23 protein-coding genes, 1 riboswitch and 1 other annotated feature are annotated in these 25,142 nt (G+C 52.5%); of the genes, 4 read left to right on the forward strand and 19 right to left on the reverse strand.

The genetic code is table 11. The features are described 5' to 3' along the window. Window positions 1-103: 103 nt before the first annotated feature. A riboswitch (cobalamin riboswitch) is annotated at window positions 104-310 on the reverse strand. Between the two features lie 482 nt (window positions 311-792). After that, a complete protein-coding gene (gene serC, locus AC3G2T_RS23125) occupies window positions 793-1,881 on the reverse strand; it encodes a 3-phosphoserine/phosphohydroxythreonine transaminase (RefSeq protein ID WP_488437057.1) in 1,089 nt (362 codons plus the stop codon). 140 nt (window positions 1,882-2,021) lie between these two features. Between serC and thpR the strand changes: the two genes are divergently transcribed. Next, on the forward strand, window positions 2,022-2,624 hold the full coding sequence (gene thpR, locus AC3G2T_RS23130) for an RNA 2',3'-cyclic phosphodiesterase (RefSeq protein WP_488437058.1): 603 nt from the start codon (window positions 2,022-2,024) through the stop codon (window positions 2,622-2,624). Window positions 2,625-3,328: 704 nt separating this feature from the next. Next, window positions 3,329-3,567: a binding site (T-box leader), on the forward strand. Window positions 3,568-3,609: 42 nt separating this feature from the next. Further along, window positions 3,610-4,782, forward strand: a complete 1,173-nt coding sequence (locus AC3G2T_RS23135; protein WP_474683483.1) for an aminotransferase class I/II-fold pyridoxal phosphate-dependent enzyme — start codon at window positions 3,610-3,612, stop codon at window positions 4,780-4,782. A 162-nt stretch (window positions 4,783-4,944) separates the two neighbouring features. On the opposite strand, the gene AC3G2T_RS23140 is transcribed toward AC3G2T_RS23135, so the two are convergent. Beyond that, complete coding sequence (locus tag AC3G2T_RS23140) at window positions 4,945-5,565, reverse strand: NUDIX hydrolase (RefSeq protein ID WP_474683482.1); 621 nt, start codon at window positions 5,563-5,565, stop codon at window positions 4,945-4,947. Beyond that, complete coding sequence (locus tag AC3G2T_RS23145; protein ID WP_488437059.1) at window positions 5,562-6,089, reverse strand: mismatch-specific DNA-glycosylase; 528 nt, start codon at window positions 6,087-6,089, stop codon at window positions 5,562-5,564. The genes AC3G2T_RS23140 and AC3G2T_RS23145 overlap by 4 nt, the downstream gene beginning before the upstream one ends. 216 nt (window positions 6,090-6,305) lie before the next feature. Between AC3G2T_RS23145 and AC3G2T_RS23150 the strand changes: the two genes are divergently transcribed. Next, window positions 6,306-6,554: a hypothetical protein gene (locus tag AC3G2T_RS23150; protein WP_488437060.1), complete on the forward strand. Its 249-nt coding sequence runs from the start codon at window positions 6,306-6,308 to the stop codon at window positions 6,552-6,554. 53 nt (window positions 6,555-6,607) lie between these two features. Here AC3G2T_RS23150 and AC3G2T_RS23155 read toward each other — a convergent pair whose 3' ends face one another. From AC3G2T_RS23155 to liaF, 12 genes are all read right to left on the reverse strand, one after another. Further along, window positions 6,608-7,153, reverse strand: a complete 546-nt coding sequence (locus tag AC3G2T_RS23155; RefSeq protein WP_474683480.1) for an NADPH-dependent FMN reductase — start codon at window positions 7,151-7,153, stop codon at window positions 6,608-6,610. A 112-nt stretch (window positions 7,154-7,265) separates the two neighbouring features. Beyond that, on the reverse strand, window positions 7,266-8,690 hold the full coding sequence (glnA, locus tag AC3G2T_RS23160; protein WP_488437061.1) for a type I glutamate--ammonia ligase: 1,425 nt from the start codon (window positions 8,688-8,690) through the stop codon (window positions 7,266-7,268). 238 nt (window positions 8,691-8,928) lie between these two features. Continuing rightward, on the reverse strand, window positions 8,929-9,972 hold the full coding sequence (gene aroF, locus AC3G2T_RS23165; protein ID WP_488437062.1) for a 3-deoxy-7-phosphoheptulonate synthase: 1,044 nt from the start codon (window positions 9,970-9,972) through the stop codon (window positions 8,929-8,931). 183 nt (window positions 9,973-10,155) lie between these two features. Then, window positions 10,156-10,677: a DUF2062 domain-containing protein gene (locus tag AC3G2T_RS23170; protein ID WP_474683477.1), complete on the reverse strand. Its 522-nt coding sequence runs from the start codon at window positions 10,675-10,677 to the stop codon at window positions 10,156-10,158. A gap of 55 nt (window positions 10,678-10,732) precedes the next feature. Continuing rightward, window positions 10,733-11,689: a 4-hydroxy-3-methylbut-2-enyl diphosphate reductase gene (locus AC3G2T_RS23175; protein ID WP_488437063.1), complete on the reverse strand. Its 957-nt coding sequence runs from the start codon at window positions 11,687-11,689 to the stop codon at window positions 10,733-10,735. A 50-nt stretch (window positions 11,690-11,739) separates the two neighbouring features. Further along, a complete protein-coding gene (locus tag AC3G2T_RS23180) occupies window positions 11,740-13,215 on the reverse strand; it encodes a sensor histidine kinase (RefSeq protein ID WP_474683475.1) in 1,476 nt (491 codons plus the stop codon). Between the two features lie 3 nt (window positions 13,216-13,218). After that, window positions 13,219-13,908, reverse strand: coding sequence for a response regulator transcription factor (locus AC3G2T_RS23185; protein ID WP_474683474.1), 690 nt, complete (start codon window positions 13,906-13,908; stop codon window positions 13,219-13,221). Window positions 13,909-14,047: 139 nt separating this feature from the next. Continuing rightward, window positions 14,048-15,640: a S1C family serine protease gene (locus AC3G2T_RS23190; protein WP_488437064.1), complete on the reverse strand. Its 1,593-nt coding sequence runs from the start codon at window positions 15,638-15,640 to the stop codon at window positions 14,048-14,050. 150 nt (window positions 15,641-15,790) lie between these two features. Further along, entirely contained in the window at window positions 15,791-16,204 is a 414-nt protein-coding gene (locus tag AC3G2T_RS23195; RefSeq protein ID WP_488437065.1) for a YugN family protein, read from the reverse strand. Window positions 16,205-16,294: 90 nt separating this feature from the next. Further along, the gene (locus tag AC3G2T_RS23200; protein WP_474683471.1) at window positions 16,295-16,945 is read right to left on the reverse strand and encodes a response regulator; all 651 of its coding nucleotides are present in this window, start codon (window positions 16,943-16,945) and stop codon (window positions 16,295-16,297) included. After that, window positions 16,942-18,003 carry a HAMP domain-containing sensor histidine kinase gene (locus AC3G2T_RS23205; RefSeq protein WP_488437066.1) on the reverse strand — a complete coding sequence of 354 codons (1,062 nt, stop codon included), beginning with the start codon at window positions 18,001-18,003 and terminating at the stop codon, window positions 16,942-16,944. Before AC3G2T_RS23205 ends, AC3G2T_RS23200 begins: the two co-directional genes overlap by 4 nt. Before the next feature lie 9 nt (window positions 18,004-18,012). After that, entirely contained in the window at window positions 18,013-19,128 is a 1,116-nt protein-coding gene (gene liaF / locus AC3G2T_RS23210) for a cell wall-active antibiotics response protein LiaF (RefSeq protein ID WP_488437067.1), read from the reverse strand. A gap of 273 nt (window positions 19,129-19,401) precedes the next feature. Between liaF and AC3G2T_RS23215 the strand changes: the two genes are divergently transcribed. Next, window positions 19,402-20,691: an ammonium transporter gene (locus AC3G2T_RS23215; RefSeq protein WP_474683468.1), complete on the forward strand. Its 1,290-nt coding sequence runs from the start codon at window positions 19,402-19,404 to the stop codon at window positions 20,689-20,691. A gap of 1,259 nt (window positions 20,692-21,950) precedes the next feature. Here AC3G2T_RS23215 and AC3G2T_RS23220 read toward each other — a convergent pair. The 4 genes from AC3G2T_RS23220 to AC3G2T_RS23235 all read right to left on the reverse strand — a co-directional run bounded on the left by AC3G2T_RS23220 (window position 21,951) and on the right by AC3G2T_RS23235 (window position 25,005). Continuing rightward, window positions 21,951-22,331 carry a hypothetical protein gene (locus AC3G2T_RS23220; protein WP_474686952.1) on the reverse strand — a complete coding sequence of 127 codons (381 nt, stop codon included), beginning with the start codon at window positions 22,329-22,331 and terminating at the stop codon, window positions 21,951-21,953. Between the two features lie 78 nt (window positions 22,332-22,409). Beyond that, window positions 22,410-23,939: a methyl-accepting chemotaxis protein gene (locus AC3G2T_RS23225; protein ID WP_488437068.1), complete on the reverse strand. Its 1,530-nt coding sequence runs from the start codon at window positions 23,937-23,939 to the stop codon at window positions 22,410-22,412. Window positions 23,940-24,072: 133 nt separating this feature from the next. Further along, entirely contained in the window at window positions 24,073-24,198 is a 126-nt protein-coding gene (locus tag AC3G2T_RS23230) for a hypothetical protein (protein ID WP_474686949.1), read from the reverse strand. 81 nt (window positions 24,199-24,279) lie between these two features. Further along, window positions 24,280-25,005, reverse strand: a complete 726-nt coding sequence (locus AC3G2T_RS23235; RefSeq protein WP_474686947.1) for a 3D domain-containing protein — start codon at window positions 25,003-25,005, stop codon at window positions 24,280-24,282. Window positions 25,006-25,142: the final 137 nt, after the last annotated feature.

The following is a 25,142-nucleotide window of genomic DNA, read 5'->3' on the forward strand; positions in this document are numbered from 1 at the left end:
TGGCGCATTCGGCAAAAAGAAGGACCGAATACGCCACAGGAACATGCGAACATAACGCCTGCCACTGGAGTGGGAGTCTGGACACCTTCCTATCTGCCGTAGGGGTGATTCTTACGAATAGGCAGGTCTCCTGGCTTGGGATCATCATTCCCATCCGCCTTCCCGGCTTTCCTATCGGAGCAAGCCAGTGGCAATCGGATGAAAACTCCTCCTGAACAGTGGCGGGACCGCGCCGGATTTGCACCGGACTTCCCTATTAAGCTTCGTGCGTGTCTCTAGAACGCGAAGCACCTATCCATCACGAGATATAGTTGATAGATTTCAATTTATATCAAGATATAGTGTTTGTCAATGAGCAAATCCGACTATCAAACCTCGAAAATCTCTCATTTCGGAAGCCTCGTTCAGCTATAAAAAACGGCAAAAAATATGTGGATAAAAGGCGTGAAATGGCAAAATAAGGAACGTCATTTTCGGCTGTTCCTTGTCCGGCGCGGGCTAAATCGGAGTCCTGATTTCATCATTCAGAGCAATGCGCTGGGGATATTCGCTTGCAAATCTGGGGATAAACTGGGGATAATCCGGTACGAAAGTGGTGCACCAAAAACAAAAAAATAGGTCCATGCCAGCATCCTCATAGGCCTTTAGGACCCCATGCAACAACAACGGGACGAAGCCCTCTCTCCCAAATAAATCCAATTTTATGCCAAAACACCAAACAAAGCTATCCAGGGACGGAACAACGCCCTGAATAGCTTTAAAAATTGAATGATACAAGTCCAGCCGGTCGATTTATCCGTTGCGCTTTTGGAAATCGGCCATAAAGTCAACCAGCGCTTTGCAGGAAGCATATGTCACCGCGTTGTAAGTCGAAGCTCTTAATCCGCCTACGCTGCGATGGCCTTTCAAACCGACAAAGCCGTTCTGCTCGGACTCTTTAATAAATTTCTTCTCAAGCTCCTCATCCTGCAGACGGAACGTCACGTTCATCATCGAACGGCTGCCCGCATCGACCGGACTGCGGTAGAAGCCTCCGCTTTGATCGATCGCGCTGTAGATCAGGCCTGTTTTTTCGAGGTTGTTTTTTTCGATGGCCGCAAGTCCGCCCTGCTCTTGAATCCATTTCAGCACAAGGTTTACCATGTAGATGGAGTACACCGGCGGCGTATTATACAACGAGTTGTTTTTGCCATGGATTTCATAGCGCAGCATCGTTGGAATGGTTTTTGGCAAATCCTGGAGCATGTCCTCTTTCAGGATAGCGACAGTAACGCCGGACGGACCGAGGTTTTTTTGCGCGCCCGCGTAGATCATGCTGAATTTCGACACATCGACAGGACGGCTCAAAATGTCGCTGGACATATCGGCGATCAGCGGCACGCTGCCTGTGTCCGGGAAGCTTTGGAACTGCGCCCCTTCGATCGTTTCATTGGAAGTGAGGTGCAAATAGGCTGCATCCGGATGAATGTTGATTTCGCTTAAATCCGGAATTTTCATAAACTTTTGCTCTTTCGAGCTGGCTGCGATGGACACTTCGCCGAACATTCCCGCTTCCTGAACCGCTTTCTCCGCCCAAGCGCCGGTCAGAACATAGCTGCCCACTTTGCCCTGTTTGAGGAAGTTCATCGGAATCATGGCAAACTGCGTGCTCGCACCGCCTTGCAGAAATTGCACCTGATACCCTTCCGGAATGCCGAAAATTTGTTTGAGCAGCTGCTGAGTTTCGTTGTGGACCTGCTCATATTCCGCGCTGCGGTGAGAGATTTCCATAATCGACATGCCGATTCCTTTAAATTCGACAAGCTCCTCCTGCGCCTTTTGCAGCACTTCGAGCGGAAGCGCCGCTGGCCCCGCATTAAAATTATACGCACGATTGCTCATGAATAACCCACCTTTGCTTAATATACTATGGTTATGATAGCAAGATTCGCCTCACGCATCAAGTAAAACCTCTGCTGGACATGCTAAGCTTTAAGTCCGCATGTCAAACGGCACCAATACAAAGCTCTAGGAGGAATAGTATGTCTCTTCAAAATTTTTCCGCCGACCCGTACCGGCTGTTCGTCGGCATCCGTCTCCCCGACGCGTCCAAAGCGGCGCTGGACGCGTGGAAAGGCAGCGCTCAGGAGAAGCTGCCTTTTCACAAGTGGACGCATCCGCAGGACGTCCACATTACGCTTTGCTTCCTCGGCGACGCATCCGCCGGGACTGCGGAAGCGCTGGCGCACGACCTGCGCCAGCTCGCCGCGTCGGCGCCGCCGCTAGCCCTGCACGCCGAAGGGCTCGGCGTGTTCGGGCCGCCGGCGGCGCCGACGGTGCTGTGGGCGGGCGTCGCCGGCGACCTCGATGCGCTGGGCAAGCTCCAGCGCGAGGTCAGCGGCGCCTGCGCCCGCCACGGCTTCCCGGCCGAGGCTCGCCCCTACCGGCCGCACATCACGCTGGCCCGCCGCTACCGCGCAGCGGCGGGGCCTTTCCGGCGCGCCGCGCTGGCGGAGGCGGCGCCTGCGGCCGGCTGGGCCGCGTGGCGGGTAGAGGACATCGTCCTCTACCGCAGCCACCTGGGCCGACAGCCGGCCTACGAGCCGCTCGGCGCGTTCCCGCTGGGCGCGCCGGGTCTGCACTGACGCCGCTCGGCCGGCTTCCACCGGCGCTCGCTCCCGCTGGCTCTCACTGCCGCCGCTACCGGTGCCCGCGCTCGCCAATGCTGCTTTCGCGGGCGCCCGCTTCCGCCGATGCTGCTTCCGCTGGCTCTCACTGACGCCGCTATCGGTACCCATGCTCGTCGATGCTGCTTTCGCGGGCGCCCGCTCACGCCGGTGCCGCTCTCGCAGCGCCAACTTCCATCAGCACCCACCGATGTCGCTCCCGCCGATACCCGCCAATGCTGTCAGGTTAGGCGACTAAACCGTCTCTTTGTCTTTTGGGCGAAAATCCCCGCACTTTCTTTTTGCAAGCTGCCCAGAAACCCACATGCCTGAACCTGACGCACAATTTACCTGATTTCGCGAAGAAAACCTGCAAAAGTGCAGTTTTTGCTCGGTTGACACGCTGGCTACGACATATTCCTGCAATTGTGCAGGCTTTTCGCCGCGAACATGGGCTTTGGTTCATTTTTATCGAAAATTCCTGCACAATCGCAGGATTTTCGCCAAAATGACCCATTATTACAGAAAAAACCTGCGCTTTCGCAGGCTTTCCCCTGCCAAGCCGCCTTGTCCCAGGGGCCTGCATGCGATACCTGCTCCCCCACTTTTCAGCGGGTCTAATAATTTAAGTATTGCTTTTTTTCAGCGTCTATGCTTATAATAACCTCAACTTGATATGAGTTCGAAATTCTGTGAAGAGAAAGAGTAAGTTATCCGGCTGATCCGCAGAGAGTTGGGGCAGGTGCGAGCCAACGTTCAGACGATAACCGAAAGCCATCTCCGAGAAGCAGGCTGAAAACCAAGTAGGTGCTGCCGCAATTCCAGCGTTAACGGGAACACGTATTGATGGATACGTGAACGGAGTGTCGCTTCGCATGAAGTGAAACTAGGGTGGTAACACGGGTAATAACTCGTCCCTTATGGGGCGGGTTTTTTTGTTTTCCAAAAAAAGGAGGAAACCAGTATGACTCATTCATCCATAAGGGAACTATTGACGCCTGCGGTGCGCGATATGCCGCCTTCGGGCATCCGCAAGTTTTTCGATTTCACGGCAGGCAGAAAAGACGTAATCTCGCTTGGCGTAGGCGAGCCGGATTTCGTTACGCCAAAGCACGTCCGGGACGCCTGCATTCATGCGCTGGAAAAAGGCAAAACCTCGTACACGCCCAACGCCGGGCTGCCCGAGCTGCGGGAGGCGATTGCGGAGTACTTGTCCGCTAGCTTTCAGGTGACGTACGACCCCGCTGACGAAATCATGGTTACCGTAGGCAGCAGCGAAGCCATCGATCTGGCCTTGCGCGCCCTGATTACGCAGGACGATGAAATTTTGATCCCGGTCCCCTGCTACATTTCTTATTCGCCGATTACGTTTCTAGGCGGGGGCAAGCCCGTAGCTGTCGAAACTTTTGCCGAAGATCAGTTCAAGCTTACGGCAGAGTCGCTGAAAGCAAAGCTGACTCCCCGTTCCAAAGTGCTTGTGCTTTGTTACCCGAACAATCCGACAGGCGGAATTATGACCCGCGAGGACTGGCTGCCGATAGCTAAAATTGTGGAAGAACGCAACCTCGTAGTAATTTCGGATGAAATTTACGCCGAGTTGACGTACGGCAGCACACACGTCAGCTTCGCTTCGCTACCCGGAATGAAAGACCGGACGCTGGTGGTCAGCGGCTTTTCGAAGGCGTTCGCCATGACCGGATGGCGGGTCGGCTATGTGTGCGGCCACCGGGAGCTCATTTCGGCGATGTTGAAAATTCACCAGTACACGCTCATGTGCGCGCCTATTTTGGGCCAGATTGCCGCTATCGAGTCCCTCCGGAACGGCCTGGAGGAAAAAGACCGGATGATCGCCTCCTACAATAAGCGCCGGAAGTCGTTCGTTCAAGGCTTAAGGCAGGTCGGGCTGCCCTGCCACGAACCGCTGGGCTCCTTCTATGCGTTTCCTTCGATCGCGCATACCGGGTTAAGCTCGGAACAGTTTGCTCACAGGCTGCTGCAGGAGGCCAATGTCGTAACCGTTCCCGGGCAAGTTTTCGGCTCCGGCGGAGAAGGGTTTGTCCGCTGCTCCTACGCGACTTCGCAGGTTTTGCTGGACGAAGCGTTGGAACGGATTTACGCATTCCTTCAAACGCTCTGACCGGCAGCTGCATTGTAACGAACCGGTTCCCCCATCGTTCAAACGGACAGTTTACCACGAAATAAGGGTGTCTCGGCTCGTTACATTCACAAAAGCTTTTTGGGATTACGTTTAAAACTTGAACGATTCGGTACAGTTTGAACGTATGCTTGCAACGTTATGCTAATCAAGCAGCGCCTGCGAACCGGGGCTGCGGTAAAGCTCGAACATCCGCTGCACCTGGCAGGCGGTGTTCCGCTCGATCGAGAGCGGCGGCAGCTCGCTCTCGCCGAAAAAGCCGACGCCCGTCGTCTCCAGGGCGTCCGTCAACGCCTCGCCGCCTTCCAGTTCGCACAAGATGAATATCTTGTACACGTGGTTCGGCGAGGGCGGGTGCGGGTGGCGCTTTTTGTCCAGCAGCGCCAGCAAACGGACCGGCTTGACGTCGTAGCCGGCTTCCTCCTTGGTCTCCTTGACGGCGACCTCGGAGGGCGTGTAGCCGATATCCGCCCAGCCTCCGGGCATAGACCAGGCGCCGTCTGCTCTTTCGCGGACAAGCAAAATTTTGTCCTCCCTGAAGACGACGGCTCTTACATCCACTTTCGGCGTCGCATAGCCCGAATCGCTGGCAAATAGCTCTCTCACCTTTTCAACCGGCGTTTCGGTAAAGTAGCTCATCATCTCGACACTGATGCTGCGCAGCGCCTCGTAGCGCTCCAGATCGTACCCGTTTTCGCCATACTCAAGCCCGGCCTGACTGATCGCCTGAATTTGTTTCGCCCATTCGAGCCATGGAATGTTCATCCTTTATCCTCCTCCGCTTCGCTTAACGTCAGCATCCCGCCAAATATTGACACCATCTCCTCCAATTTCATGCGAACGAGGCCGCTGGAGGAGGGACACACATATTCGATGACGCCGGGCACGACCGGTTCCGGCTGCACGCACCAGGCCATTCCCCGTCTGCCGCTGTACTGCTCATACACGCCTTTTCCGACGAAACATGCGACTCGCGGCCGGTAAATTTCGATTTTTTTGCGCAAAATCTCCCGGCCTTCCTTATATTCCTCCGGCGCAATCTCGGCGGCCGTCAGGGTAGGTCTGGCGACAATATTCGTGAAGCCGTAACCAAGGCGGAGCATGTCCCCGTCCTCCTGAGGCTTGTACAAGCGATCCGTCAACCCAGCCGCATGCAAAATGCGATAAAAACGGTTGCTTGGGCTCGCATAATGATGGCCCGTCTCTCCCGAGCGGATACTCGGATTGTAGCCGATAAAAAGAATCCGCAAATGATGCTGCAAATGGTCGGTTATTGGCTTTGCTTCCATGGGTTTCTCCTTGCCGCTCTTCCCGCTATTCGTTCGTTCTCCAATTCTCTATCATTTTACCACTAAAAGGCATTGACACGCCAAGCTTGCCAATTGAGTCCGGCCAGTTCCTCAGCCAAGATTCATGGCTTTAGTACAGTCCGCTGGAGATGACCGCCGGAAATCATCGGCGGTACCGTTACAGCTCTGGCTGCGCATTGACACAGGGCAGCCTGCTTGGCCCAGCAGCACATCTGCCCGGCTGCGCGAAGAAAACCTGCAAAAGTGCAGGTTTTTGCTCGTCAATACGCCGGCAACGAAAAATTCCTGCAAATGTGCAGGTTTTTCATCGAACACGCGGGCTCAGGCTCATTTTCATCGAAAATTCCTGCACAATTGCAGGAATTTCGCCAAAACGAGCCGCTTTCCCGGAAAAAACCTGCACTTTCGCAGGTTTTCCGGGCTGCTCAGCCAGCCATTTCATGAACGGCCGCGCCAAACTTTAGGGCTCCAGCCCCCCCATCCGGCTAGAGCCATGCTTATTTCCTAAGCAAGCCCGCCAGATGCAGAAAAGCGTCAACCGCCCGGTGAACGCGGGCTTGCACATTGGGGCTTATCTGGGCTTCTATAGGCCCGTCTTCAAAGCCTGCTCTCTGATCGCCGCCGATCGAGATCCATTCCGGGCAGTTGATGCCGTGCAGGTTGCGCACCGTTACTTGCATATGTTGGAGCGTGCTGACGCCGACCGCCCCTCCGGCGGAACTGGCTGCGAGCACGGCTTTGCCCTTAAAATGATCCTGCCCAAGGTGATCGAGCGCATTTTTGAGAACGCCGGTCATGCTGCCGTGATATTCCGGCGATGCGAGCACGATGCCGTCGGCACCCAGCATCGCTTTTGCCAGCGCGGCCAGCCCTTCGTGATCGGTATATACCGTGTCGGGCGAATAAAATGGCAGAGGCGCTGCATACAAATCAATCAACACAGCCTGATTGCCCTTCCGCTCGATCGCCTGCTTGATATATTTGGCCAGCCCCGTGCTCGCTGCCGCTTTCCGATTGCTTCCCGCAAGTAAGGCTATGTTCATTCCAGCTCATCCTTCCCGTCAGTGGGTGTCGTATTTAGATGCAAAAACTGGTCCTCCGGCAAATGACTGCCGAAGAACCAGCTTGTTTAATAATAGTATAAGAGCGTACAGATTAGCAATCGAAGTACAGGGAGTACTCGTGCGGATGAATGCGGATAGCCACTTGTTTTGCTTCTCCGCGTTTGAATTCGATGTAGTTGTCGATGAAATCTTGCGTAAATACGCCGCCTTCAAGCAAGAAGTCGGAATCTGCCGCAAGAGCGTCCAAAGCTTCGTCCAGCGTGCCAGGAACGCTGCGGATTTCCGCTTTTTCAGCATCGGACATTTCATAGATGTTTTTGTCGAAAGGACCGTAACCAAGAGCGGTCGGATCGATTTTCTTTTTGATACCGTCAAGACCCGCCATCAGCATAGCTGCGAAAGCAAGGTATGGGTTAGCCGTGCTGTCCGGAGTACGGAACTCGATGCGGCAGCCTTTAGGAGTCACAGCTGCGATCGGAATACGAACGGCTGCGGAACGGTTGCCTTTGGAGAATACCAGGTTAACCGGCGCTTCGTAACCAGGAACCAGGCGTTTGAAAGAGTTCGTGCTTGGGTTTGTGATTGCAATCAGCGCAGGAGCGTGGTACAGGATACCGCCGATGTAATGCATAGCCATTTCGCTCAAGTTCGCGTAAGCGCCTTTTTCATAGAACAGAGGCTCTCCGCCGTTGAAGATGGACATATGAACGTGCATACCGCTGCCGTTGTCGCCGAACAGAGGTTTTGGCATGAATGTTGCCACTTTGCCGTATTGTCTAGCTGTGTTGGAAACGATGTATTTGTATTTGAGCAGGTTGTCTGCAGTTTTAGTCAAAGTGTCGAAACGGAAGTTGATTTCAGCTTGACCCGCTGTAGCAACTTCGTGATGGTGACGCTCGATGCGAAGACCTGTCTCCGCAAGCAGACGGCACATTTCGGAACGAATGTCCTGTTGGCTGTCGGTTGGAGCTACTGGAACGTAACCGCCTTTAACAGGGATTTTGTAAGCCAGGTTTCCGCCTTCTTCTTTGCGGCCGGAGTTCCACGCTGCTTCTTCGGAATCCACTTCAAAGTAGGATTTGTTCATGCCGGACTCGTAACGCACATCGTCAAAGATGAAGAACTCGGATTCAGGAGCAAAATTTGCAGTTGTACCGATACCTGTAGTTTGCAGGTACTCTTCAGCTTTTTGAGCGATGCTGCGAGGATCGCGGTCATAGCGTTCGCCCTCTGGAGTATGAATGTTGCTCATAATAACCAAAGTCGGATGCGCTGTAAAAGGATCTACATACGCAGTCTCGGTATCTGGCATCATAACCATGTCAGATTGTTCGATACCACGGAAGCCCGGGATAGAGGAACCGTCAAAAGCTACGCCGTTTACGAAAGTATCTTCGTCCACTTCCGTCGCAGGCAAAGAAATATGCTGCTGTTTACCGGAAAGACCTACGAAACGGAAATCTACCCACTCGATGTTTTTTTCCTTGATGAGGTTCAACACGTTTTGAACTGACATTTTAAAAATACCTCCTATTTCCGTACATTCAACGTACTTTGCGTGATGATTGTTCAACTTTTTCTTGTTATCTTGCACATATTATATAGCTTTTAACTTCTTACCGTCAATACTTATGTCAGGTATTTTTTATGGATGTGTCAGCTATGCTTACACTGTTCACAGATTTGTGATAAAAGCAGGAAAAAGGCCGGCTTCTTCGTTTTCGAAGAAGCGCAGCCTCCGGTGAGAGCTTTATTTAAGCCAAAATCGGCTCTTTTTTCGTATCGAATTTCTTTCCGAGAAGCGGTGCGAGCTTTTCCAAATCGACCAGCAATTTGGCAAATTGATCCGGGAACAGGGATTGCACGCCGTCGCCTGTCATTGAATTATCAGGATCCGTATGCATTTCGATAATCAAACCGTCCGCTCCGGCTGCAACCGATGCTTTGGTCATCGGCTCTACCAGTTCGCGGCGGCCCGTGCCGTGGCTCGGATCGGAAATGACAGGCAGGTGGCTGAGCTGTTTGAGCACCGGAATTGCCGAAAGATCCAGTGTGTTGCGCGTGTAGGTTTCAAATGTTCGGATTCCGCGTTCGCAGAGCATAACGTTCGGATTTCCGCCTGCAAGAATGTATTCGGCCGCGTTCAGGAACTCGTCATATGTAGAGCTGAAGCCGCGCTTCAACAGTACAGGCGTCTGAATCGTTCCCAATTTGCGAAGCAGATCGAAGTTTTGCATATTGCGCGTTCCCACCTGCAGGATATCTGCGTATTCCGCGCATACGTCCACGTATTCCGGCGTCATCACTTCCGTGATGGTCAGAAGGCCGTGCTTTTTGCCCGCTTCGGCCATCATGATCAAGCCTTCGACGCCTACGCCCTGGAAGCTGTAAGGACCTGTTCTCGGCTTGAATGCGCCGCCGCGGAGCACTTGGCCGCCTGCGGCTTTGACCAGACGGGCGATCTCGTCGATTTGCTCCGGAGATTCCACCGCGCAAGGGCCGCCCATGATGATGAGCTGTTCTCCGCCGATTTCCACGTCTTTGATCTTGATCACCGTGTCGGCCGGGTGGAAGTCACGGCTCGCCAGCTTGTAGGATTTGGAAATTTTCACCACTTGCTCAACTCCCGACATTTGACGAAGCTGCTCCGCCATCTTGGGATCCGCTTTGCCGATAATACCGATAACCGTGCGGTCTTCCCCTTTGGATACGTGCGCTTGCACGTCGTGCTTTTCAATCCATTGAACGAGCTCCTGGATCCGCTCGCCGGAAATTTTGTTCGATGTAATTGCGATCATCTGAATTCACGCTCCTTAAAATATGAACCAGTCTACTGCTGGCCGATAAACTATGTTACTCCAACTTGTCGCATAACCCCTTGAACGCTTAAATGCTTAAACGCTTGCTCGCTTCTACGCTTTTAATCACTAAAGTAAATATACAATGCTTGACGAAAGTTCGTCAAGCACTAATTTATTTTTTTATTCCGCGCCGTTCGGCAAAAGGAGCTCCGCCTTGCGAATTCTGCGCTTTTCTTTCCTGCGGTTCGTATGATATTTCAGCAGCAATAAAATAGGGAAATACATAATAATGCCGAGCATCGTTCCAACGACCATCCCGCCTACGATCAAATCCAGGCTTCCGCGGATAATATTCGATAACAGGTCGGGCAAATGATGAATGAGATAATGTTTAAAAGGCTTGGGAACCAGCAAGTCTCCGACATGCTTGTTCAAAAATGCGAGCGGGATATAAATGATTTTGCCGAACACAAATCCGATTAATGCCCCCGCCAAATTCGCTCTTAGCAAATATACTAGAGGAAAGATGAGAAGGAAGGCAAATCCGGCCGTAGGCAGCGTGAACATTTCGACTGCCAAACCGATCGAAAATCCCCGCGCTACTTTTGACGGCCCCCCTTTGGCACGCAAAAGCAGCAAATACTTATACTTGAACCATTTCTTGGTGCTTTTCCAATCGTAGCGAATATGTTTGGGTTTCACCTTCTGTGCACTTTGCATGCCGGTTCTCAATCCTATCAAGTTGAATTGGTAACAATTACTCGCTCGCCGCTGTTTTGGATTTTGCAGCCGGGATGAGCTTCTTCATATTTATAGTACGTTTCAATTCCCAAGTGGTTTCGTCTTTCTGATCGTAGCTCTCCAAATACGCAATGACCTCTTTGGTGATCGGAGTCGGCGTGGAAGCGCCCGAAGTGACGCCTACCTGGCGAACATGGGCAAGCCAGTTCCGGTCCAACTCGGTGATATCGGATATCCGGTACGCCTTGACGCCCGCAATTTCCTCCGATACTTGGGCCAGACGGTTGGAATTGTTGCTCTTCGGATCTCCGACGACGATGACCAGATCGGCTTCTTTGGCCTGCTCGGCCACCGCCTCCTGCCGTACCTGGGTAGCCAGACATATTTCATTGTGAATCTCGGCTTTGGGAAACAGCTCCAGCAGGCGGTTCATAATATGTTTGATGTCCCACTGGCTCATCGTCGTTTGATTCGTAATAATAATTCGTTCCGAACGGATGTCCAGCTTCTCCGCTTCCTCCAGCTTCTCGATCAGATGCACGTGTCCCGGAGCGACTCCGACAGCGCCTTCCGGCTCGGGATGGCCCTTCTTGCCGATATATATCACGTCATAGCCATCGGCAGCCTTTTCGCGGATCAGGTCATGGGTTTTGGTAACGTCCGGACATGTGGCGTCAACGACGGTAAGCCCCTTTTCCCGCGCCATGCGCCTTACTTCCGGAGAAACGCCGTGCGCCGTAAAGATGACCGTTCCGGTATCGATTTGCTCCAAAATGTCCAGACGATTCTCGCCGTCGAGCGTAATTACGCCTTCTTCCTTAAAGAAGTCGGTCACGTGCGAATTATGCACGATCATTCCTAATATATATATAGGCCTTGGCAGATTCAGGTTTTTAGCCGTTTGCATAGCCAAAGCCATTGCGTCTACGACGCCGTAGCAGTAGCCTCTTGGCGATATTTTGACAACTTTCATGCTTGCTCCACCTGCTCCGGATATAAGTTTTGTTCTTTCATTATAACGGATTAAACGGTTAGAGGGAAGTTGGCGGGAAGCCAGATGATGAAAGTGCTGCCTTCGTCTTTGCGGGTTGTAACTTCGATCGAGCCGCGGTGCTCGTCAATAATCCATTTGGCGATCGACAAGCCGAGTCCTGTGCCGCTCGTCTGGCCTCTGGACAGATCCGCGCGATAAAAACGGTCGAAAATGTGCGGCACATCTTCCTTGTTCATGCCGATCCCGGTATCGGCGATCCGCAGTCCGACAAGGCCCGGCGAGCGAAGCGCATCGAGCATGACGACGCCTGACGGCGTATATTTGAACGCATTTTCGATGAAAATGAACAAAAGCTGCTGCAAATAGTCGCGGTTTCCCTGCACGACGGCGTCGTTCAGCGCATCCAGATCGCCCACCTGCCAGTCGGCTGTACGCGACAAAAATTGCGTTCGGCGTATGACCTCCTGAACAAGCGGCAGCATATCGAGCTCGGACATCTCCATCTGCACTCCCGCATCCGCCCGCGCAAGCGCGAGCAGATCGTTCACCAGCCTGCTCATGCGCTGCGCTTCACCGGCGATATCCTGCATCGCTTCCAGCGATATTTGCATTTGATCCGGCGTGGCGAGCTGCGCATTGCCGGAAGTCTGCTTCCACATTTTCTCAAGCAAATCCACATTCCCGCGTATCGTCGTAAGCGGCGTCCGCAGCTCGTGGGAAGCATCCGATACAAAGCGGCGCTGAGCCCGGTAAGCTTCCTCCAGATCGGAATACGTCACTTGAATGCGGGACAGCATTCCGTTGATCGTTTCCGTCAAGCGGCCGATTTCATCCTGCGGACCGTCATAAAGAATCCGCTTCTCAAGGTCAGTCCCGCTCTCGATCTGATTCGCCGCCTCGATGACCTGATCGATAGGCATCAACGCTTTTCTGGACATGAACCAGCCCAAGGATGCAGCCAGAACAATCGTAATCAAAGCCCAGAATACCAGCGCATAACGCAATTTGAGCAGGGTCGACTCATAGTGTCCGATCGGAAAAGCAGCCTCCAGCACCCCGACCAATTCATCCGGTCTGTCCAGGCTCCCGTATATTCCCATGTGATAAATGAGGATATCCTGGTTCCCGGCTACTTTCGTCTTTTCAAAATAAGACGGTGTATGCGCAAATTTGTCAAGCGGCGGAACAGGCAGAGCAATGCCGTTGTATAGCAGCAATGCCGAACGGGTCACCGTTTTGAGCTTTACGTTGTACAGCTGCAATGAGATGTTATTGGAATTCAAGTCTCTGTTTTCCAACTCCAGATCGATGACCAGCCCTTTGATCGAAAGAGCGACGCTTTTTTGCACGCGGGAATAGCTCATTTCGGCTTCCTCTTTGAGATCGCTTTTCACGCCATCATACAAAAAATAGTTCAGAAAAAAATAAAGCCCGATACCGAAAACAAGCATGGTCACCGCCAATATGCCGGAATACCAGAGCGTTAGTCGGAGGCGGAGAGACATCGCTTACGATTCCCCCCTCAACACGTAGCCGGCGCCGCGGACTGTCTGGATGATCCGCTTGTGCCCGTGTTCTTCAGTTTTTTGGCGAAGCAGGGCGATGTAAACTTCGAGCACGTTGGATTCGCCGCTGTAATCGTAGCCCCAAATTTTTTCCATGATGATGTCCCGGGACAGCACCCGCTTCGGATTCAGCATAAACAAATGCAGCAGATCGAACTCCTTCGTCGTCAGTTCGACAAGCTTGTCTTCGCGAAAAACTTCGCGCGTATCCAGATCGAGCGTCACATCTTCGTAAGTCAGCCGGTTTGTCGGCTGCTCCGGACGCTCCGCGCGTCTGCGCAGCAGTACACGGACCCGCGCCAGCAATTCCTCGAGCGCGAAAGGCTTCACGAGGTAATCGTCGGCGCCGAGGTCGAGACCTTTGACCCGGTCGCTGATTTCGTCCTTGGCCGTCAGCATCAAGATCGGCACCTCGCTGCCGCTCTCGCGAACCCGGCGCACGACCTCCCAGCCGTCGATCTGCGGCATCATCACATCGAGAACGATCAGATTCGGATCGTTCAGCAGCGTCTGCTTCAAGCCTTCGGCGCCATTGCTTGCGGTCACTACCATATATCCTTCAAAGGCAAGGCCCCGCCTCAACATTGAAGTGATTTTTTCGTCATCGTCTATTACTAAAATTTTTTCTCTCATGCAAGCAGCCGCCTTTCTTGTACCCTTCATTTTACAACCCTGATATATACATTGTAACAAAATCGCGCGAAAGCAAAAAGAAAGCAGAGCCTGCAAGCTTGCGGCCGCGGGTCTCCACTTCCTTTAATGCAACTGAGTCTTATTTGTTGGTTGTCGCCGACAATGTGTTTTTATCGCCTATCGTTACGGGGACTTCCATGCGTTTGCCGTCGCGGATAACACCCAGCGTCACTTTGTCGCCTACTTTGGTCGCCTGAACTTTCGTGATCAGATCTTGCGAGCTTTTCACTTTGGCGCCGTTGATATCGACGATGACGTCATATTGGCGCAGTCCGGCTTGGAAAGCTGGGCTTTTGCGCTGAACGCTGCCTACAAGGGCGCCGTCCGTATTTTCAAGCTTCAGTTCGCTGACCCAATCCTTGCCGATATCCTGCAAGCCTACGCCCAAATACGGAACCGGCTCTTTTGGAATTTCCACGTTGTTTTTCAAGTTTTCGAGAACGGATGAGATCGTGCTGGTCGGAATCGCAAATCCGATGCCTTGCGCCTGCGCGCTTACCGCCGTATTGATGCCGATAACTTCGCCGTTCAAGTTCAGCAGCGGACCGCCGGAGTTGCCGGGGTTAATCGATGCGTCGGTTTGCAGCAAATGTTTGTACTCGCGGGTTCCCTTGGAATCCGGAATGCTGATCGGACGCTCTTTGGCGCTGAGCACGCCGACGGTTACGGTATGGTCGAACCCGTAAGGGTTGCCGATCGCGACGACCCAGTCGCCGACGTTCACGTCTTCGGCTTTGCCGAGCGGAAGGATCGGGAAGTCTTTGGCGCCTTCGATTTTGAGCACCGCCAAGTCGAGATCGTAGCTGTTGCCCAGCAGCTTGGCGGTAAACGGCTTGTCGTAGCCTTGAACGGTTACGTGAACTTCGTCGGAGCCGTCGACCACGTGCTCATTGGTCAAAATGTAGCCGGATTTTTCAAAAATAAACCCTGTACCCATGCCCGCTTCCTGCAAGGTGCCGCTGCCTGAATCTTGCTGGTTGTCGTTTTGGCTTCCACCGCCACTGCCGCCGCTGCCTTCATCGCCGAAAAATTGGCGGAAGAACGGATCGTCGAACAAGGAATTTCCGCTGCCGCGGGTCGATTTCTTCGCCTTGACAAAAGATTCGACTTTGACTACGGCCGGACCCGCATTTTGCGCAATCTCGGAGATGTTGTTCGGACGCGCGAAGTCGAGTCCTACGTTTTTCAAATCGTTGCTGCCGCTGCTTGAGCCAGCGGCCGAAGTTTTCGTCGATGCGGAAGAGCTGCTGGCTGACAGCGGTTGATGGCCTGTGAACAGATTCATTTTGTCCGCTCCGAACATCAATGCGCCAACTACCAGAGCGCCTGCCATGAAGGCGGCGAAAATGCTTTTGCCGGACGTACGTTTACGTGTATTGTAATCCCATTGCCCCGGACCTCCCGGTTGCCCCGACTCGGACTGGAAGCTGAACGAACGCAGGTTTTTGGGCGGGGTCACTTCAACGCTTGATGTGCCCTCTGCGCCAGAAACCGATGTGGTCAAAGGCTCCGAGCTGTTGTTATCGCTGAATGCCGACTTGTAAGGACCGTAAGAATAATAGTAGGAAGGCCTTTCTTGGTTGGATGATTGCTCGTTGTGCGGTTTGTCCGAGCCGTTATCGTTGTTCTGCGGCTTGAAAAAATCGCTGTAATCCTTTTTATTGTCTTCCATATTTTTCTTACCTCCATGTTTGAATAAGAATGAGTGCATGCTATGGGGTCCAAATATTGTAGGTCTAGTTGTCTATGGCTCTATCATGCACCCATAACCTTAAACCAACATTAAAAATCAATAAACGGGAGGTAAAAAAACAAATTTTGCTTATTGCGCCCAGGATTGCTCCACTTTTTGCAGTAATTCCGCCGCTTCTTCGATCCAGTTTCCCTCAATTTTCGCGTCGGAATCGAGAGGCGTCTGAAATTGATCGACCATTGCGCCGTAAGTTGCCGCTTCGGCATCGTAATCGAGTCCTTCATTATATACATGCTTAAGCACAAAGGGCGTTCCGAGCCTGACGACAGCATCCGTCGCCTCACTGTCGCCTTCGATTCGACCGGTTACGACTTGGAACGGGATGCGCAGCCAAACTTTGTTCGCCTCGTCCAAATGCCGGTCGAAATATCCGTGATCGTAGTCCCAGTTGCCGCCCAGGGCAAAGTCGAATTCATGCAGGCGTTCACGCACACTGCCGAAACTCTCCTGCACTTGCTCCAGCGAGGAAGAAATGAGTTGCATGGGTCTGACACTCCTTTAGTCGTTCGAATTGAAGTTCTTACGCTTTAGAATGTGCCAAAATGTAGATTTTATGTGCGAATCCGCCTCCGGTCAAACCCATCCTTTGCGGTGGGCGTAGATGGCAAGCTGCGTCCGGTCCTCCAGCTCGCACTTCATCAGCAAATTGCTGACGTGGGTTTTTACCGTTTTGATGCTGATAAACAGCTCTTCGGATATTTCTTTATTGCTCTTCCCATCGGCGATGAGGAGAAGCACTTCTTTTTCGCGGGTCGTGAGTACGTCCTCCTCAGGCTTGGCGCTTTTTTGCCGGATCCCTCTGGTCAGCGCGAGAGAAACGTCGGAATTCATGACCGGCATACCGCGGTATGCGCTCTGAATGGCATGGACGAGCTGATCCGATGAGACGGTTTTGAGCATATAGCTGATGGCCCCGGACTCGATCGCTTCAACGACCTTCGCCTCTTCCAGGAAACTCGTCAGCATGATGACTCTGGTCCGGGGATATTTTTCGCCGATCAGCTTGGTGGCGGCAATACCGTCCATGACAGGCATCGTCAGATCCATCAGCACGATGTCCGGGAGCGATTCCGCAAGTGCGCCCTCCAGCAGGTCGAGCGCTTCTTTTCCGTTGCCGGCTTCCCCGATCACTTCCAAATCCGGTTCCAAAGATATATAAGTTCGTAGCCCCACCCGGACCATATCGTGATCATCGACGATCATAATTTTTATCGCGTTACTCATTCGACTTTTCCTCTCCTTTTGACAATCGCTTCTTCGGTATCGTCCGCAAAACGCGGAATTTTCACCTGCACCCTCGTTCCCGCTCCCGGTTTGCTGAAGATTTCCACATCGCCGCCGAGCTTCTGCGCTCTTTCCTTCATCGTCGTCAGCCCGTGCGAGGCCGAAGGAATGCCGCTCCGTTCAAAGCCCTGGCCGTTATCCTGCAGCTGCAAAATGTATTGGTGCTCCCGCTCGTGAATCGACAGGCGAACTTCCTTCGCGGAAGCGTGCTTAACGACATTCGCCATCCCTTCCTGTACGATGAGAAACAGCTGGTGCTCGATCGCTTCGGATATGGCTTCGCCGAGGATAACATCAAGCTGGCCCTGAAGTTCATGGGCCCGGCAGTATTCGGGGAACCATTTCTCCAGAGCTTCTTGCAGCGTCATATCGTTCAGCTCGATCGGCCTCAGCTGCGAGATGAGTCCGCGCATCTGCTTTTGCGCATGATGCGACATTTGAATCAGTTGAGTCATGACGCCTTCGGCTGCGGCCGGATTTTTTTCCAGCATTTTCGGAAGCGAGGACGCCGACATATGGATAGCGAACAGCTCCTGGCTGACCGTATCATGCAGATCGCGCGCAAGCCTCCGCCTCTCTTCCATGACCGCGGTTTCGGTGAGTTCCTGGTCGCGAATCGCCTCGGCCTCGCCCAACTGCTGCAGCAGCTGTACGCGGGCCTCGATAGCCGAAGCCATCGTATTGAACGTATCATACAGGTAGAGGAAAGGCTCGACCGGTTCCAGTTCAATCCGGCTGGAAAAGTTGCCTTTCGATATTTCCAGCATGGCCAGGTGAAGTTCGTCCACTTTGCGCTGCCACCTTCTCGTTGCCACATAGCCCGTGGATAAACAAACCGCCAGAATGGCGATCAAAAACCACATTTTGAATTCCCAGTAAGCGAAATAATCCTGGAAATATTCAAGCGCGATAAAGATGCTGGACACTATGATCAAGCTTGCAATAAAGAAGTAGCTCAACAACTGCCACTTCATATTGAACATCCGCAATTTGTACATGATCCGACCTCAACCTATTTTTTTAATCGTAATATCTCCGATAAACATGCTGGTCGTCACGATCAGCTTCCGCTGCGCCTCGTCAAAATGGGCGGTTTCCGTCCGAACGCTGCTCATAAACCCGCTTTCCCGGCGATCGAGTACCTTCATATCCCCGATAAACGAGCTGGCCATCACTTTGACCTCCAGATCGATATCGTTGGGAATAAAAATTTTCACGTCCCCGATAAAAGCCGTCACAAAAATCGGCGTCTCCCCCAAAGGAACGGAGGCGCGGGTCAAATCGATGACGGAATCCCCGATAAAATGAGAGATGTGCAGCGGCTTGAGCTCCCATGGCTCCTGCCCCATGTGCACGTCGCCGATAAAGCCGTGCCTGTGAATCGTATCTCCGGAATGATCGCCGCCAAACGTTTGATAGCGCGGATGCCGGTGATTGTGATGGAGCCCCCTCTGCGATTTGCCGGTCGCGTCTTCATGCTTGGACAGGTTAATCGAAGCGGTTTCCTCCGCAGTTTTCCAAGCATCGCCGTATTTGTGCGGATCAAACTCGCCGTGAATGTCTTTCAGCACCGCCTTCTCTTCTTCGCTCAGTTCTCTCTTGATCTCGGGCTTGTCTTCCTTATGGGCCGATGCATCGGATGACGCATGATGCTCCCACTTGAATTCCTTCCATTGACGCTTGTATTTCTCGCGCTCTTCGCGGAGCGCCGCGCGCCGCGCTTCCCTTGCGTCTCTTTTCGCATCGCGGTAAGCATCCCGATCGGCGTGCGAATGCTTTTTCCAAGGTTTGAAAATCACATTCAGCCCGAACAAAATCAGCGCCACCGGCCAAAGGTATCGAAACATTTCCCCGATCGACAAATCGGTAAGCTTCAAGTTATGAAGCAAAAAAATGGTGCCTACCCCGCACAGCAGTACACTCCAGACGGAACTTCCCCAATGATACTTGCGCTGCCAAACGAATCCCGTCAAACCATAGAAAATGAGAATGATTGGCCAGTAAGTGGAAAAGATATACGCGATATCGATTTTGATGAGCCCCATTTGATCCAGCAGGAAAAATGCGCCTGCGGTGACAAGAATAAGCCCCCAGAAGATTCGCCCGAACAGATTCGGATTCATGCTTGCTTCCTCCAATTGTGTACGTGTTTGTTAAGATACCTCTAGTCTATAAGATGCAGCCGGCAATGAAAAGAGACGAGGGATTGAAGGTGTCCTCAGTCTGGAGACCGAGTTTTTGCAGGTATATGCGAAATAACTTACATGCTTTTTGGCAGATTACGAACATTACGGATAATATGTTACGTATTCTTACGTCATTCGTTGACATGTTTATCATCAGAAACGTATAATTTAGGCGAAAGTATTGCTCAATATACAAGGAGAGATGGGATAATGGATGCAATTAAACAGCTTTCCAGCGGTTTGGACACCATTTGGGTCGTTCTGACGGCAGCCATGATTTTGCTCATGGAAGGCGGCTTCGCCTTGCTGGAAGCAGGCTTTGTCAGGCAAAAAAATGCGGTAAGCATCATTATGAAAGTGTTCGTCGATATCGCTTTCGGGGCACTTATTTTTTATTTTGTCGGCTTTGGGCTCATGTACGGAAAAGATGCCGGCGGCTTCATCGGCACGAGCGGATTTTTCATGGGAGGAGACTTGACACATATCGATTTATCCATATCCCATGAAACGTACTGGCTGTTTCAATGTGCTTTCGTTATCGCGGTCATCTCTATCGTATCCGGCGCCGTTGCCGAGAGAATCAATTTCCGCGCCTATATTTTATATACAATCGCCATGACGGGAATGATTTATCCGATCGCAGGCCATTGGGTTTGGGCCGCTAACGGATGGCTGGGTAAGCTGGGCATGGTCGATTTTGCCGGGTCCGCCGTCATACACGCTCTCGGGGGCTTCTCGGCGCTCGCGGCAGCCATCATTATCGGTCCCCGCATCGGCAAATTTTCGGCAAACGGGTCGGCCAACATCGTGCCTCCGTCCAACTTGCCGCTCGCGTCCGTAGGCGCCTTTATTCTCTGGTTCGGCTGGTTCGGCTTCAACTCGGGAAGCACGCTCAGCGCTACGAATACCTCCATCGGACATATTGCGGTAACGACGATGCTGTCCGCTGCGGCCGGAAGCGCAACCTGCATTTTGTTCACCATGTTTCGGTACCGCAAAGCCGATCCTCCGATGGTCATCAACGGCGCATTGGCGGGCCTTGTCGGGATTACCGCCGGATGTGCGTTTGTAAGTGACGTCGCGGCCATTATTATCGGAATCGTATGCGGAATCGCCATGGTGTATGCCACTGAAATATTGGAATCCAAGGGAATCGACGATCCTGTAGGCGCATTCCCAGTTCACGGCATCAGCGGGTGTATCGGAACCGTTGCAGTAGGCTTGTTCGCGCAGCCGGATGCTATCCGCGAAGGAACAGCCGGATTGTTTTACGGAGGCGGGTTCGGGCTGCTCGGCGTGCAGGCTCTCGGCCTTGCAGTCGTTTGCATCTGGGGATATTTGCTGACATGGGGGGTCCTGAAGCTGATCAACCTCGCCGTTCCGCTTCGCGTCAGCAAAGATGAAGAACTGGTCGGCCTGGACGTCGGCATCCACGGCGTGCCTGCATACAGCCAGGAAGACGGCTTCATCGATTTGGGCGAGTTGAAGGGCGGCAAATAAGCTCCGCGCATGCCAGGGAAGCGCGCTCTGCATCGAAGGGGCGCAGAGCCGCTCCCGGCGTGCGTCGTGGCGCTGGGCGGGAGGTGCCGCGCTGGGCGGGAGGTGCCGCGCAGCGCGCGTTGTCGCGCTGCGCGGCGCGGCAGCCGGTTGAGTACATCGGGGAGAAAATCTGCGAAAATCAGATTATTTCCGTTCAGCCAATTTTCTCTATCGCGCCTAATCCACGCAGATTCGCACCGCGCGCGGTGTTGCGCTGCATGACGGCGGTCGGTCGACCACTTGTGTCGCTGCTCAGCGAGGGGCACGAGTCGGCTCGTCAAAGAAAAAGCCTGCGAAAGTGCGGGCTTTTTCTTTGAAAATGGCTTATTTTGGCGAAAAGCCTGCAAAAGTGCAGGAATTTTCGCTGAAAGTGAATCTAAGTCCATATATTCGGTAAAAAGCCTGCACAATTGCAGGAATTGTTCGTGGCCAGCGATCAAGGACACAAATTCATGTATTTTTGCAGGTTTTCTTCGTGAGCCGGGCAGATTTGGGCTATCACCTCTGGCGTGGGGGTTCTGGGTAGCCTGACGTTTGCATATTTTCTTCCGTGCCGCAGTCTGGCAGATTTTGGCTATCACCTCTGACGTAGGGGTTCTGGGTAGCCTGACGTTTGCATATTTTCTTCCGTGCCGCAGTCTGGCAGATTGTGCTATCACCTCTGGCGTGGGGGTTCTGGGTAGCCTGACGTTTGCATATTTTCTTCCGTGCCGCAGTCTGGCAGATTGTGCTATCACCTCTGCGTGGGGGTTCTGGATAGCCTGACGTTTGCACATTTTCTTCCGTGCCGCAGCCGGGCCGATTGTGCCATCAACTCTGACGTGGGGGTTCTGGGTTGCAGACGTTTGCATTTTTTTCTTCCAGTGCAGCAGCCGGGCCGATTGTGCCATCAGCTCTGACGTGGGGGTTCTGGGTAGCTGACGTTTGCATTTTTTTTCTTCCAGTGCAGCAGCCGGACAGATTGTGCCACCAGCCCCAGCGCGGGGTTCTGGTGCCTGTATGATTGCAGGCACACACGCTCCCACCCGTTCATAAACGGCCTGGGCCTACTCATTCTTGAATCTTTGTCCGGCACCGTGTGTAAGAACGGGGCCGTCCCGGAAAATTCCATTTGCGATTGTTAACCCCCGCCCAAATGAGATTTTTAAAAATAATAAAGAACCTTCGAATCCACTTCACTTGCGGATTCGAAGGTTCTTTTGCTTGCTCACGCTCAACGCTTATTCAAATAAGTGCTGCTCGAGCTCGGCCGGTACGGCAATGTCATCGTTCGGCTTGGAATCATTCAGAATGGCGCGCGCTTGGTCGATCTCCTCGCGCAGCTTCCGCACTTGTTCCATCGGTTTCTTTACATAATGAATATATTCGACCGCCAGATGATGATCCGGTTTCTTGCCCGAGAACATGCGCCGAAAAGAAGACATCGATTGGTACGCCCGTTCTTCTTTCAATCTTTTCCTCTCATAGCGTTCGACCACTTGCTCGATTTCCGCAACTTGCTGCTCCCTGCGGGCAATATACGCTTCCAGAAACGGAAATATTTCGGCAGCTTTTCTTGTTTTACTTTGAGGCGTTCCGTCCGATTGCATTGCACTTAACATAACATGTCACCTATCTCCCCATGTTAACATTCATCACAGTAATCTTATTTTACACTAAAACAATAAAAATGAGAACTATTATTTCAGCTCTAAATCGATTCCCACGACACCGACAGGGGTTCCATGCGCGTCAAGTACAGCTTTGGACAGCGTAATGCATGGTTTTTTGGTAATGGCCGACACGTACTCTTCAGATATGAACAGCTCGCCTTCCATAGCCCGTTTCCACCACTCCCGGCCTTTGGCATTAGCCAAGCCCGCTTCCGGCAAGGAATAGATGAAGGTACCGTCCGCGCGATTCGACCAAATCGCTTCGATCCCTTCCGTTTTTCGCAAAACGGCGCTCAACTGCGAAGCATGCGTCCCTTCATCCAGCGATACGATGTCAGGCATCAGAACAATGGAGCCAAGCACCCGCTTCATCTCATTGACATTCGCATGAGCCGCCGCTTCGCGCTTCCGGAGATTGACCGCCTGAATGGCGGTAATTAATTCTGCCGAGGAGCGCCCCAGATTTTGCTTCATATTTTGCAGCATCGCTACTTCCTTGCGCTGCTTTTTCATTTGTTCCAGCGTGTCCTCTACGCTTGTCATGGTCTCGTTCATCAAGTCGACGACATGGCCGAGCGATGACGCCGCACCTGCAACTAACGACGATTGCTGTTCCGTAGCGCTCGTTGTGCCCGACACGAGGCCGTTCACGTGGAGAACCAGTGAAAAAATCTCATCGATTTTTTCCTTCATCACTTTCATTTCTAAAATTCCGTGCTCGACGGATTTTTTCTCCTCTGCTACAGCCGCAACGACTTGAGAAACGCCGCTTTCAATGGATGTGAGGATTTCGGAAGAGCGGGTGACCGCATCATGGCTCTGTGCAGCCAGCTTTTTAATCTCCTGCGCCACGACGGAAAAACCGCGCCCCTGTTCGCCCGCCCGTGCCGCTTCGATAGAAGCGTTCAAGGCCAGAAGCGAAGTCTGGGCCACAACCTCGGCAATAAATATGTTGATTTCCTCGATCTTGGACGTATGTACGGTAAGATCCTGTATTTTCTTTTGCATGATATCGGTATTTTTGTGCAAATCATTCATAACTTCGTCGGTTGCATTCAACGATCTGCATACGTCAACGACCGTATTTTTCGTCTGCTCGCTTTCGCGGTGCATATGAACGGAGGAGTCCAATATTTGATCGGCCGCTGCAGCTACCTGCTGCATGGATGCAAACGCTCCCTGCAATCGCCCGACCGCCTGGCTGCTCCGCGCTTTGAGCTCTTCCTCGCCTTGAATGGAAGCATCGGCGATTCGGTTCAGCTGCCCGACGGAACGGCTCACTTCTTCGACCGCGCCCGCCAAACGGTCCGCCACTACTTGCGACTCCCGGATAAACGCGATCATTTGTTCTTCCTGCTGCAGCTGCTCCGCGCGTTGTCCGGAAGATCTCGAAAAATTCGGGCGCCGAAGCGTTAAATAAACCCCCAAAAACAAAAAAACAGCCAGCGTGGCGGCAATCAGCAACCGGGACGGCCACATGACTGACAATAAGCTGACTGCAATCCCGAGCAGAATGAATCCGTAGAGCAAGCTTGTGCTTTTCGCATCTTCTTTCATAGGTAATTGGCACCCCTCCCAAAAAGGAACTTATGTTATTTTTTGTTACATTATATCGAAAAAAGCAGAGGTTGAAAAGAAAAATAAAAAGAGAGACAAGATTGTCCCTCTTTCGGTTATGTTGTTTATTTCGTTATTGATTTTGGCTTTGGTTTTGAGTTTGAGTGTTCGCCTGCTGCTGCGACTGTTTGTTAGGTACTGCAGCTTCGGAGGCAAATTCCACTTCTTGTGCCGGTTTTTTGTTGTTGTTCTTAGCCATGTCCATCACCTCCCCTATATAAATAGTGTTTCCCAAGCAGGAGTAATTATGATGGAAAAATTTACGGCTCGCTTCTGGAGTCTAAAGCGCCTTGCTCGGCGCCAAAATCTCATCCTTCAGCTGGTTCCAAATCATTTCGGTCACTTTGCCCGTTCCGTTTTTCACGATATAAACTTTAACGGTTTTCTTGCCCCATTCTTTGTAAACCTGATCTTTCGTATCGAAATACAAGTCGATTTTTTTGCCCTTGATGGCGCTGCCGATATCCGCTACGACTCCATATCCGTAACCGGGTATGAACAAAACGGTACCCAGCGGGAATACCGTCGGATCGGCGGCGATCGTAGACAAAGCTTTGTCATCGCGCTTTACTTTAATTCCCGAGTACGTAATTCCGTATTCCGGGTGATCCGGGTTTTTGCCTGTCGATTCCTTGCCTGCGAAATACCCCGTGGCCACAACTTCCACCGCCTTCAGTTTAGACAAGTCAGAGTCCAGTTTAGGCGCATATTTGAAGTTTGCCTGCTGCTCCCTGGATACGGGAATCGCCGCAGGCGCGGTTTGCAGCGGAGCTTCTTCCAGCTTCATCGGTATATAAGTGGCGGCGTCCGCCGCGCCATAGCTTGGAATTGAACGGACGGCCTGCCCGTTTGAGCCGGAATCGGTGTAAGTGTCCGCCGACGCCGATTGAACCTGCCGCTGCGGCTGGGCAACTTGGGCGTCATCGTGTCCGAAAAATGCAAACAGCATATTAACGAGCAAAAGCAAACTGAACCATTTGGACTGGCTCAACATTTCAGTCAACATAATTTTCGATACCTCCCCCTACTATAGCAGGTTGTCCAACTCCTCCCCGCTTTATACCTGCGAAGGGTCCGGACTCACTGTTAAGGTTTCCTGATTATGCCGACTTATGCATATAAAAAACAAAAAAACAGGAGAGC

Source organism: Paenibacillus sp. sgz302191, assembly GCF_057749925.1.